The 12,134-nt window shown below is 67.9% G+C and carries 11 protein-coding genes; all 11 read left to right on the top strand.

Annotated elements, in window-relative coordinates:
• Positions 1-2: 2 nt before the first annotated feature.
• Positions 3-719 carry a 4'-phosphopantetheinyl transferase family protein gene (locus V9K97_RS09985; RefSeq protein WP_258507299.1) on the top strand — a complete coding sequence of 239 codons (717 nt, stop codon included), beginning with the start codon at positions 3-5 and terminating at the stop codon, positions 717-719.
• Positions 716-1,534, top strand: a complete 819-nt coding sequence (locus tag V9K97_RS09980; protein WP_258507301.1) for an alpha/beta fold hydrolase — start codon at positions 716-718, stop codon at positions 1,532-1,534. Before V9K97_RS09985 ends, V9K97_RS09980 begins: the two co-directional genes overlap by 4 nt.
• Positions 1,527-2,453: a hypothetical protein gene (locus V9K97_RS09975; protein WP_337317797.1), complete on the top strand. Its 927-nt coding sequence runs from the start codon at positions 1,527-1,529 to the stop codon at positions 2,451-2,453. The genes V9K97_RS09980 and V9K97_RS09975 overlap by 8 nt, the downstream gene beginning before the upstream one ends.
• 47 nt (positions 2,454-2,500) lie before the next feature.
• Positions 2,501-3,691 carry a polysaccharide biosynthesis/export family protein gene (locus tag V9K97_RS09970; protein ID WP_258507306.1) on the top strand — a complete coding sequence of 397 codons (1,191 nt, stop codon included), beginning with the start codon at positions 2,501-2,503 and terminating at the stop codon, positions 3,689-3,691.
• A gap of 40 nt (positions 3,692-3,731) precedes the next feature.
• Positions 3,732-6,044: a polysaccharide biosynthesis tyrosine autokinase gene (locus tag V9K97_RS09965; RefSeq protein ID WP_337317795.1), complete on the top strand. Its 2,313-nt coding sequence runs from the start codon at positions 3,732-3,734 to the stop codon at positions 6,042-6,044.
• On the top strand, positions 6,041-6,703 hold the full coding sequence (locus tag V9K97_RS09960; protein ID WP_337296403.1) for a sugar transferase: 663 nt from the start codon (positions 6,041-6,043) through the stop codon (positions 6,701-6,703). The genes V9K97_RS09965 and V9K97_RS09960 overlap by 4 nt, the downstream gene beginning before the upstream one ends.
• A 66-nt stretch (positions 6,704-6,769) precedes the next feature.
• Positions 6,770-7,747, top strand: a complete 978-nt coding sequence (locus V9K97_RS09955; protein WP_258507315.1) for a GDP-L-fucose synthase family protein — start codon at positions 6,770-6,772, stop codon at positions 7,745-7,747.
• A 40-nt stretch (positions 7,748-7,787) separates the two neighbouring features.
• A complete protein-coding gene (locus V9K97_RS09950) occupies positions 7,788-9,116 on the top strand; it encodes a hypothetical protein (protein WP_337317793.1) in 1,329 nt (442 codons plus the stop codon).
• Positions 9,117-9,125: 9 nt separating this feature from the next.
• The gene (locus V9K97_RS09945) at positions 9,126-10,220 is read left to right on the top strand and encodes a glycosyltransferase (RefSeq protein ID WP_337317792.1); all 1,095 of its coding nucleotides are present in this window, start codon (positions 9,126-9,128) and stop codon (positions 10,218-10,220) included.
• Complete coding sequence (locus V9K97_RS09940; RefSeq protein WP_337296400.1) at positions 10,220-11,161, top strand: hypothetical protein; 942 nt, start codon at positions 10,220-10,222, stop codon at positions 11,159-11,161. The genes V9K97_RS09945 and V9K97_RS09940 overlap by 1 nt, the downstream gene beginning before the upstream one ends.
• Positions 11,162-11,201: 40 nt before the next feature.
• On the top strand, positions 11,202-12,134 hold the full coding sequence (locus V9K97_RS09935; RefSeq protein WP_258507322.1) for a hypothetical protein: 933 nt from the start codon (positions 11,202-11,204) through the stop codon (positions 12,132-12,134).

Here is a 12,134-nt window from a genome sequence, read left to right as displayed (position 1 = left end):
TCATGGGACACGCGGCCTTCGCCCTTTCTTCTGTCGACGCACCGCTCTGCCGGTATTTCGACCTGGATGACTGCGCCGGTCCCGGCGCCGCGCTGATCCTCTCCAAGGAGGAACGCACACGCGCCGGACAGTTCCGCTTTCCCCAGGAGCGGCAACGGTACGTGGCGGCGCACGCCGCGCTGCGCTACGCGCTGGCCGAGCAGACCGGCGCGCGCGCCGATGCGCTGCGCTTCACGCACAGCGCCTTCGGCAAGCCTTCGCTGCTGGGCTGGCCGCGTGTTCATTTCTCGCTGAGCCACAGCCAGGGGCTGGGCCTGATCGCCATCGGCGAGCGCGGCCCGCTGGGCGTGGACGTGGAGCAGCTTCGCCCCGTGCCCGACGCATTGGCACTTGCCGCCACGCATTTCACGCGGCTGGAGAACGAAGCGCTGCGCGCCCTGCCCGCCAACGAGCGCGACCAGGCCTTTCTCACCTGCTGGACGCGCAAGGAAGCCTGCCTCAAAGCCATCGGGCTGGGGCTGATCGTGCCTCCGGAGCGCTTTGAAGTGGGTGTGGACGCGGACTGCCGCAGCGTCGAGGTGCCGGTCGCCGGCCGAATCCTGTGGCTTGTGCTGCAGCCCGCGCCTTCGCGCATGGACAGCGTGGGATCGATCGCCGAGTGGCGGCAGACCCACACCCGCGCCAGCGTGCCGCGCGGGGCAACGGAGAGCTTTGCATGACCCCCTATCCATTCCTTTTCGGCCCCGCATCGCGGCAGATCTTCGGCCTGTTCCACGCCGCCGAGGAAGCTCTGCCCGGAAACACCGCGGTGCTCATCTGTCCGCCTTTCGGGCAGGAAGGCATGCGCACGCACCGCTTCTTCAAGGTGCTGGCCGAACGCCTCGCGCGCTCCGGCATCGCAACCTTGCGCTTCGACTTCTACGGCACCGGCGATTCACCGGGCGACGAGGACGACGGCGAGCTCGACGGCTGGCGGCGCGACCTGTGCTCTGCGCATGAAGAGCTGCGCCGGCGCGCGCCCGGAAGCCGCATCGTCTGGGTGGGCGCGCGGCTCGGCGCCACCCTGGCCGTGCTGGCGGCGCGCAACGGGCGCTGCGACCCGGCGCGGCTGGTGCTGTGGGAGCCGGTGATCGACGGGCGCCGCTATGCGCGCCTGCTGCGCGAAGAGCATGTGGCGGCCCTCGACACGACCTTCTGCATTCCCGACCTGGCGTGGCGCCGCAGCCTTTCGCGCGAGCCCGGCGCCATGCCCGAGGAGGCACTGGGCACCTCGCTTTCGCCCACGCTGCGCACGCAGCTGGCCACGCTCACGCCTGAATCGCTCCCGCTCACGGCCCTGCACGACACGCTGGTGCTCACAGGGCCGGACGACGAAGAGACGGCGCAGTGGGCGGCCGAGCAGCAGTCGCGCTACATGCCGGTGCGCCTTGCGTACTTCCAGCACCGGCTCGACTGGACTTCAGACCCCTACCCCAACAGCGCCATGGTTCCGGCCGACGCGCTCAACCGCCTGCAGGGGGCCCTTCATGAATGACATGACGCAAACCCCGGTGCGGTTCGGCGCCGGCAACTCGCTGGTCGGCACCGTCACGATGCCCGCGCGGCAAGTGCCGGCCACCGCCGCATGCCTGATGTTCAACATGGGCGCCAACCATCGCATCGGCCCGCGCCGCATCAACGTGAAGCTGGCGCATGTGCTGGCCGCGCGCGGCGTGAGCAGCCTGCGCTTCGACCTGGGCGGCGTGGGAGACAGCGAGGCCTCCGACTTCTCGCACGACCTGCAGACCCGCGCAATACACGATCTGCAGGCCGGCATGGACCTGCTCGAGAAAACGATGGGCATCCGGCAGTTCGTGATCGTGGCCATGTGCTCGGGCGTGGAACACGCCATGGCAGTGGCCGAAGCGGACACGCGCGTGGTCGCAATTTCGCTGTTCGACGGCTTCGCGTTTCCGGAATGGCGCTCACGCTGGGAGCGCACGGTGCGGCGCGCCATTGCAGCCCCCGCGCACCCGGCCTTCGCGGGCAAGGCCAAGCGCTGGCTCCAGCGGCACTTTCTGCGCAGCCATTCGACAAAGGCGCTGCCCGGCTTCTTCACGGAAAGAAAGCCGCCGCAGGTCAACGCCCTGTGGTTCGGCGCGGCCATGAAGCGCCTGGTCGAACGGAAGGTGGCGGTGCAGCTGCTGTATTCGGGCTCCCTGCATGTGTCGGACCGCGGCCGCGACCAGCTCGGGCCCTTCCGGCGCGAGCCCTTCGCGCAGGCCCTCCAGTACGAGTTCATGCGCGAGCTCGACCACACCTTCTGCACGGCAAAGGGCCAGCAGCTCTTTCTCCAGTCGGTCGGCGACTGGGTAACCGCATGCGCCTCGGGCGCCGGCGCCGAGCGCCGCACCGTGAGCCCCACGCCGGCCGTTGCCGAGCCCCCGCTGCATGGCGCCTACGCGCCGCAGTGAACCCATTCCAGGACTTTCAGGATCCCCCACGAGCAAAGGACCATCCCATGGCACACCTTGACCCAGCCAGTTCTTCGCGCGGCGCACCCGTTGCCCCCGCGTCCGTCCAAGCTTCCGCCCGCGAGCGCGTCCGACGCCGGATCGGGTCGGTGGTTGCGCTGGTGCTGCCGCTGTGCCTGGCTGGCTGCGGGATTCCCGGCTTCAAGACGCCGGACACCAGCGGCTGGAGCAGCTCCCACGCGGAAGGCGAGCCGAAGATCGTTCCCATCACGCCCGAGCTGATCCGCACCCGCGCCGCGCAGGAGCCGCAGGGCGTGCCGGCGGAGGTGCGGCAGCTCTTCGGCAAGGCCCCGGCCTACACGATCGCTCCGGGCGACGTGATCGGCATCGTGGTGTACCGGCATCCGGAACTCATGCCCAACGCGGGCGCCGTGATCTCGCAGCAGTCGGACCCGACGGGCGTGAGCGTGGCTCCCGGCTTCATCGTCGACGGATCGGGCGAGATCAGCTTTCCCTACATCGGCCGCACCAAGGTCGAGGGCATGACGGAAAGCGCCGCCTCAGACCTGATCACGCGGCGCATTTCACCCTTCGTGAAAGACCCGCTGGTCAGCGTTCGGATCCAGTCGTTCCGCAGCCGCCGCGTGTACGTGGAAGGCGAGGTCCGCACCCCGGGCCTGCAGATCTTCACCGACGTGCCGATGACGCTTGCAGAGGCGATCAACCGCGCCGGCAGCGTGACCACCGCCGCCGACCGCTCCCGCGTGACCCTCACGCGCGGCGAGCGCACGGTGACCATCGACCTGCCGCTGCTGCAGCGCTACGGCTTCGACGCGAGCCGCATCCCGCTGCAGAACGGCGACCTCGTGAACGTGGGCACCCGCGAAGACAGCCGCGTGTATGTGATGGGCGAGATCCGCAACCCGTCGGCCCTGCTGATGCGCAACGGCAGGCTGAGCCTGAACGAGGCGCTGGGCGATGCGGGCGGGCCCGACCTGCTGACCTCGTCGCCCGGCCAGATCTACGTGGTGCGCAACTCGCGCGGCGAAGTGCCCGAGATCTACCACCTCGACGCGAAGAACCCGGTGGCGCTGGCACTGGCCGACCGCTTTCCGCTGCAGGCGCGCGACGTCGTCTACATCGACCCGGTGCCGCTGGTGCGATGGAACCGCGTCATCAGCCTGATCCTTCCCGCCGCGCAGGTCGTGAACCTTGGCGGCACGGCAAGCCGCCGCTGAACCCTCCCCTCCCGTCCAGGCAACCCAAAAAGGTGATCTCATGAATGCGCACTGGCAACCCATGGTTACCGCCCCCACAGATGCGGCGCCGGCTTCCGAACAGCCTCCTTCAAGACTGCGGGAGCACATCGACTTGCTGATCGACAACCGATGGAAGATCGCGAAGATCACCGCGGTGGCGCTGCTGATCGGCGCCGCCTACGCGATGTTCGGGCCGCGCGTGTACGAGGCCAACGTGCTCATCCAGGTCGAAGACCCGGAGCGCTCGGGCGGCACGCTGGTCGGCGACTCCGCGAGCAGCGCACTGAACGCCAAGACGCCGACGGCCGGCGAGGCCGAGATCCTGAAGTCGCGCCTGGTGCTCGGGCAGGCCATCGAGAACACCAAGCTCTACATCGAGGCCGAGCCGCTCTATCTGCCGATCGTCGGCCCCTGGCTCGCACGCCGCGCGAAGACGCTCTCCGAACCCGGCTTTGCGGGCCTTTCGGGCTACGTGAGCGGCAACGAGCGCATCGTGGTGGCGCAGATGGACGTGCCGACGGATCTGGAGGGCACGCGTTTCCTGTTGACCGCCGGCGAGAACGGCGCCTACACGCTAACGCACCCCAAGCTGGATGCACCGATCGAAGGCAAGGTCGGCACGCCGCTCGACGCCGAAACGCCGCTCGGCCCTGTGCACCTGCTGGTGGGCTCCGTCTCGGGGTTGCCGGGCGCCGCGTTCTCGCTGGTGCGCCAGTCGAAGCAGCTCACCCTGCTCGAGCTGCAGAAGGACCTGCGCGTGATCGAAAAGGGCAAGCAGTCTTCGGTGATGGACGTGAGCTGGCAGACCGGCAACCGCACGCAGCTGGCCAACCTTCTCAATGAAGTCGCTCGGCTGTATGTTCGCGTGAACATCGACCAGAAGACGGCACAGGCCCAGCGCGCACTCAACTTCCTGGGCGGCGAGCTGCCCAAGTTCAAGCAGCAGCTGGAGGACTCCGAAGAGGTCTACAACCAGTACCGCAACCGCAACGGCACGATCAGCCTCGACGACGAGGCGCGCAACGCGCTGTCGCAGAACATCGACCTGCAGACCAAGCTCTTCGATGCAACGCAGAAGCGGCTGGAGCTGACCGAGCGCTTCACGGCCCGCGACCCGAGCGTCATGACCATCGACGCGCAGATCGCCTCGCTGAAGAAGGCACTCGGCGGCGTGGAACAGCGCATCCGCCGCATGCCCATGATGCAGCAGGACTCGCTGCGCATGCAGCGGGACATCAAGGTCAACACCGACCTCTACGTGTCGCTGCTCAACAGCTCGCTGCAGATGCGGCTCGCGAAAGAGGGGCGCATCGGCAACGTGCGCGTGCTCGACCAGGCGCTGACGCCTGAAAAGCAGATCCGGCCCAAGGCCTCGATCACCATGGTGCTTGCGCTGCTGGCGGGCCTGTTCATCGGTGCGGCCTCGACCTTCATGCGCAGGTCGTGGCGCAACACCATTGCCAGCCCGGCGGAGATTGAAACCCACACCGGCCTGGACGTGTACAGCACCGTCACGCTGAGCGACCAGCAGCGCCATCTCGACCGCGCCGTGCTCCAAGGCAAGCCCGGCGTGCACCTGCTGGCGGCGGCTCATCCGGACGATCCGGCGCTCGAGGGCTTGCGGCGGCTGCGCACCGCGCTGAAGTTCGCGATGCCGCGCGCGCTGAACAACCGGATCATGATTTCCAGCGCCACTCCCGGCGCGGGCAAGACCTTCGTGTCGTCCAACCTCGCGGCGGTGCTTGCATCGAGCGGCCGGTGCGTGCTGCTGATCGATGCCGACCTCCGGCGCAGCAGCGTGGCACCCCGCTTCGGACTGAAGCGCACAGGCGGCCTCTCGGAGCTGATCCAGGGCTCCATCGAGCTCGACGGCGCCATCCACAAGGGAGTCCTGCCGCATCTCGACGTGATGACGACAGGCGCGTTGCCGTCCGACCCGACGGGCCTTCTCACGAGCGATGCCTTCGCCCGCGTGCTCGAGAAGGTCTCGACGCGCTACGACGTGGTGATTGTCGACACGCCGCCCACCCTGCTCGCATCGGAAACGGCCGAGATGGCGACCTGCATGGGCACGCTGCTCATGGTTGCGCGCGCCGGCGACAACGAACTGGGCGACCTGACCGAAAGCGTGAAGCAGCTGCGGCATGCCGGTGCGCATTTCCAGGGCGTGGTGCTCAACGCGCTCGACACGCGCCGGCGCTACTACGGCAGCCTTGCCTACCGCTACGGTGCCTACCGGCTGCGGGCCCACGACTACCCGACAGCGCCCGAACTGCCCCGGCCCGCAACGCCGGTCGCAGCCGCGGCCGCCGCGGAGGGAGCGACAGCGTGAACACCCTGCGATCGAATGCTCCCGTCCAGTGGGCGGGCAATTCGCGGTTGCTGATGGCCACCAAGCGCGGTATGGACATCGTGATGGCGAGCTGCTTCTTCCTCTTCCTGGGCTGGGTCTACGCGCTGGTGTGGCTCGGCGTGCGGCTGACTTCCGGCGGCCCGGCGATCTACAAGCAGCCGCGCTACGGCCGGGACGGGCGCGTCTTCAGCTTCTACAAGTTCCGCTCGATGGTGGCCGACTCCGACGCGGTGCTGGCGCGCCACCTGCGGGAGAACGAAGAGGCGCGGCGGCAATGGGACATGTACCAGAAGCTGGAGCATGACCCGCGCATCACGCCCTTCGGCGCGTTCCTGCGCAAGTACAGCCTCGACGAACTGCCGCAGTTCTGGAACGTGCTCAAGGGCGACATGAGCATGGTCGGACCGCGCCCCTGCATGTTCTCGCAGAAGGACCTGTACGGCCCTTACTGGGGCCACTACTGCTCGGTGCGCCCGGGCATCACCGGCCTGTGGCAGGTGAGCGGGCGCAGCGAAGTCAGCTACCGGCGCAGGGCCGCCATGGACGCCGACTACGTCGCCACGCTGTCTCTGCGCCAGGACATCGTGATCCTGCTGAAAACCTTTCTGGTGGTCGCGGGCGCAAAGGGTTCCGGCTAGGCGCCGGGGCCCCGCGCACTCCTTGTTCCGACCATCTCATTCCTCAACCTTCAACCGAAAGAACATATGCGTATATACGTTGCTGGTCATCGCGGCATGGTGGGTCAGTCGCTCATGAAGCGCCTGCGGGGCCTCGGGCACGAGGTCGTCACGCGCGGCCGCGAGGAGCTCGACCTGCTCGACCAGGAGGCAGTGCGCCGGTTCTTCGCCACCGAGCAGATCGATCAGGTCTATCTCGCGGCGGCAAGGGTCGGCGGCATCCACGCCAACATGACTTACCCGGCGGAGTTCATCTACCAGAACCTCCTGATCGCCGCCAATGTCACGCACCAGGCGTTCCTTGCGAACGTCAGGCGTCTCCTGTTCCTCGGCTCGAGCTGCATCTACCCGCGGCTTGCCGAGCAGCCCATCCACGAAGATGCGCTGCTCGGCGGCAAGCTCGAGCCGACGAACGAACCCTATGCAATCGCCAAGATTGCAGGCATCAAGCTGTGCGAGAGCTACAACCGGCAGTACGGCGCCTCCCACGGCATCGACTACCGCAGCGTGATGCCCACCAACCTGTACGGGCCCGGAGACAACTACCACGCGCAGAACAGCCACGTGGTGCCGGCCCTCATCAGGCGCTTTCACCTGGCCAAGCTGGAGAACGCGCCCGAGGTGGTGATCTGGGGCACCGGCCGCGCGCGGCGCGAGTTCCTCTATGTCGACGACATGGCCGACGGCTGCATCGCGGTGATGGACATGACGCGCGACAGCTACGAGCAGCACACCACGCCCATGTGCGCCCACATCAACCTCGGCACGGGTGAAGACCTGTCGATCGGCGAACTGGCGGCGTTGATCGGCGACGTCGTCGGCTACCGCGGCCGGATCTGCTTCGACACCTCGCAGCCGGACGGCGCGCCCAGGAAGCTGCTCGACGTGTCGTGCGCAGCCGCCATCGGGTGGCAAGCCACGGTGCCGCTCGAAGAAGGCCTGCGCCGCACCTATGCGGCCTACCAGGAGGCGATCCGCCCGGTCCAAGAGATCGCCCACGCCTGAGCCAAACCACTTCACACCCCCGACCTCCACAAGGCCTGTCATGAGAACACTCTGCTTCTGGTTCGGCATTGCGGCTGCGTTCGCATGCGCCCAGGTAGACCCGGTCTGGGGCTACGCGGCGGTGTGCGTGCTCTCGCTGGTGCAGCTTGCAATGCTCGGCGCCGCGGGAACGAGCACGTTCCTGCTGATCCACTACACCGCCATCCTCACCTACTTCTCGGTGGCGCCGGCCATGCAGATCGCGGCCGACGTTTCGTTCTGGGACACGGGCGTGATCGGCGCGGGCGCGCACACGCAAGCCATCACGCTGCTGCTGCTGTACATGGCGGGTGTGGAGGCCGCCAGGTTCGGCATGCATGAGGCGGCGGCCCCGGCTTTCGCGCGCGGGGCCGGCGTGCCCGAGACGCAGATCGCCGGCGTTGCGCACCCCGTGCTGCTGCTGTTGAGCGGCACGGTCGCGGCGTTCGCGTCGCTGTTCATCCGCCCCGACCTGAACTTCATTGCGCGCGGCCTGCCGGACGAAGGCCAGAACCTTCCGGTCGATTTCATCGTCTATTCGACGCTGCCGAAGCTCATCGTGCTGATGTGCTTCGTGGCGCTGGCCATCCACGCATACCGCCGCCGGACGATCTGGTCGTGGTGCGCCGCCGGCTTTGCGCTGGTGCTGGCCGGCATTGCGGCCTATCCGGTCAACACGCCGCGGCAGATCCTGCTGATCGGCCTGCTGCCGCTTTTCATCTACGTGCTTGGCGTGAAGCGCCGCTGGCTGCTCGCCATGCTGATCTTCGGTGCCATCGCCGGCCTCGGCCCGGTGCTGAACCTGATTTCTCGCGGCAGCTTCTGGGGCGAGACGCTCACCACCTTTCCCTACAGCCAGGACTTCGACGCGATGTACATCGTGGCCGGGCTGCTGGAGCGCGCGCCCGAACCCGAGCTCGGTTTCGGCCGCTACCTGTTGTCGGCGTTCTCTTTCATGCTGCCGCGCAGCCTGAAGATGTATCCGGAGTTCGACCCCCTGGGGTGGCCGGCCGTGCTGGGCAACTTCTCGCAGAGCAACCTCTCGCTGCCGCCATTCACCACGGCGTACTTCGACTTCGGCCTGGCGGGGCCGGTGATGCTTGGCCTGGCGGTCTCGGCCCTGTTCCGCGTGCTCGACAAGGTGGCCCAGCCGCATGCCGCGCTCTCGAGCACCTACCTGTGCGCTCTGGTGCTGCTGGCCGCATATGTGCCCTTCATGCGCGGCCCGATTCTCGGGTGGGGCCCGTTCGCGGCCTCGGGGCTGATCGCGGCGGTTTTTGCCGGGCTGCTGAGCTCGCGGTTTCGCCAGCCGCGCCGCGCGCCGGCGATCTACGCCCAGGGCACGACGTGAGGCTTCACCATGTACAAATACCTCTTCTACGACTCGATCAGCCTTAACAAGGGCGCGGGCGGCGTGCTGAATGTGTCCGATCTTCTGCTGCGCAGGATGCGCATGTGCAAGGGCGACCACATCCAGCCGATCAGCGAGCGGCACCCGCGCATCTACGCCGCCGCGCAGCGCCTGAGGATCAGCCGGTTCCTGCTGGAGATAGTGCTCTACAACTATCACCGGCTGAGGGCGCTGGTATCCGGCGAGACGGTGTTCTCGCTGTTCCCCAACTACTTCCTGCCGTTCACGCTCTTTGGGCGCCACCGCGATTCGATCGTGGTGGTGCACGACCTGCAGTACAAGGCCTACCCGCAGTATTTCAGCCGCACCAAGCGCCTGTGGCTCGACTGGTGCCTGCGGCGCGTGGCGCGCAGCGCGGCCGATGTGGTGTTCATCAGCAGAAGCAGCCAGCAGGATTTCGAGCGCTACTTCGGGCGCTGCGAGCACCCGAACGTCATCTTCAACCCCGTCGATGCAACGCGCTCGCCCGGCCCGCCGGGCCCGGTCAAGCCGGCACGCGCGGCGGCCATTGGCGAGCGCTACCTCATCGCCTCGTACCACTACTACCCGCACAAGAACTTCGACGGCACGCTGAAGCTGTTCGAGCGCATGAAGCGCGAGGGCCTGGTCGACTGGCTGGACGTGACCGGTAACGGCGCCGCAGAAGTGAAGCGGATGGCTGCCCGCATGGATCCCGCCATCAGCGGCTGCGTGCGCCACAGGGGAATGGTTTCGCGCAAGGAGCTGACGCAGCTGTACTGCGGCGCGGCGGCCTTCATTTCGCTGTCGGCGTTCGAGGGCTTCAACCTTTCCGCCGCCGAGGCCGCCACGCTGGGCGTGCCGCTGCTGCTGTCGGACATTCCGGTGCACCGGGAGCTGTTCGGCGACTACGCCTTCTTCATCGGCAACGGCTCCACCGACCTCGACGGTTTGTCGCGCTACCTGGCCGAGCACCGGGCCAAGCAGCCGGCCTGGCCGCTTGCCGAAGCCTGCGCGCCGGGAACGGTGGCAAGGCGCTACCTCACGCTCAAGCATGAAGCCGTTTCGCTCGCGGGGGCCATGTGATGACCTGGCTTGCAGGCGCTCTTCGGCGGCTTCTCCCGGCATGGCTGCTGTGCGCGGCTTGCGCGGCGTCGGCCGCGCCGCCGATGACGGGCTTCGGGGTGATGGTGCATTACCTGCCCGACAAGCAGACCATTGCCGATGTGGCGCGATTCGATGCCGAGGCGCTTGCGGCATCGCTCGCACGCATGCGGGCCTCCTACCTCATCCTGACGCTCGGCCAGAACAATGGCCAGTTCATCGCGCCCAATGCGGCGCTGGAGCTGCTGTGCCCCGGCAGCATCGAGAACCGCCCACCGCGCGACTTGCCGATGGAGATCGCCCGCGCCTTGCAGCGCCGCGGCATTGGGCTGGTGCTGTATTTGCCCTTCCGTGCGCCGCAGGGCGATGCCTACCTGATGGATTGCCTGGGCGATGTTTCGGAGCAGAAGCCGCCGCCCGCGCGCTTCATCGCCGGATGGACCGCGGTGGTCCGGGAATGGTCGGAACACTACGGCGCGCTGGCCAAGGGCTGGTGGTTCGACGGTGTCTACAACACCAAGGGCATGTCGGCCGAAGACTGGAACGGGCTCTGCGCCGCCGCGCGCACCGGTGCGCCCAAGCGGTGGCTCGCCTTCAACTCCGGCGAGGGGCCGCAGCGCTTCAGTGCCAAGGCCGCGCCGTGCCAGAACCTCATGGCGGGCGAGCTCCTGCAGCCTCCGGCGCCTTCGGTGCCTTCCACCACCCCCGCATCGGGCCTGGCGTTCCACGTGCTCACGCCGCTCGGCGCGTCGTGGGGCCAGACCACTGCGCCGCGCTTCACGGCCGCCCAGGTGCGCGACTGGATCGCCGATGCGAAAGCGCGCGGCGGGCTGTTCACGCTCGACCTGCCGCTGGACTCGGACTACCGCTTTCTACCCACGCACATCGCGCTGGTGCGCAGCGCCACCGCGCCCCGGCCCTGAGCGCCGACCCACGACCAACGCCATCTTTTTTCCATAGCCCATGACCAACGCTCTCGCATTCATCGTGGTGGAAGACCGCCAGAACAAGACCCTGCTGCTGTGCCGCGAGTCCGCGGCCCGGGCCGAGGAGCATCTCGTCGTGCTGGCGGGCACCGACGCCGGACCCGACTACGAGCGCCTGTGCAGCCACTATGTGCACCTGTCCAGCAACTCGCCGGAGTTCGAGAAGATCTGCTTCCGGCGCTACTTCCTCCTGGCCGAATATCTCAAGGCGCATCCGGAGTGCCGCGAGTTCGTGCTGATCGACAGCGACGTGCTGCTGTTTCGCGGCGTCGGCGCGCACATACGGCGCGTGGCCGGAAAGGCGGATTTCTCCGGCTCCTACATGCGCCCCCGCGACGGCTGGGACCCATGCCAGATATCGCCGCACGTGAGCTACTGGACCGCGATGGGCCTGCAGCGCTTCATCGCCTTTGTGCTCAACACCTACGCCACGCCCGCCGGCCGCCGCAAGCTGCGCGCCATTGCGGCGCGGTTCGCAGCCCGCGGCGTGCGCGGCGGCGTGTCCGACATGACGCTGCTCCACCTCTGGGCCCAGGCGAGCGGCAATGCGGATCCGATCAACCGCGTGTTCGGCGGACGGATGATCGACCACAACATCAACGGCGGCCACAACCTGCTGTTGAACGAATTCCAGGCCCGGGGCGGCGCCAAGCGCATCGTGTATGTCGACGGCCAGCCCAGCGTGGTCACGCCGGCCGGCGAGCTGGTGGGCGTGATGGCCCTGCACTTCCAGGGCAGCGCAAAGATGGCCATGTCGCACGTGCTGCATGGCCGCGTGCACACGGCCGCCGCGCTGACGTATGTGCTGCAGGCGGCGCGCCGCGCCAAGAACTGGGCCTTCGGCCGCGGCCTGCTCGCACAGCGTGCCGCCGGCGCCGGCCCATTCGCGGGCGCCTCCGCGCCGAAATGA

The sequence above is a fragment of the Variovorax sp. CCNWLW186 genome (genome assembly GCF_037203865.1).
In the GTDB taxonomy this organism is placed as follows: domain Bacteria; phylum Pseudomonadota; class Gammaproteobacteria; order Burkholderiales; family Burkholderiaceae_C; genus Variovorax.
This window is presented reverse-complemented; position numbering and strand designations above follow the sequence as displayed.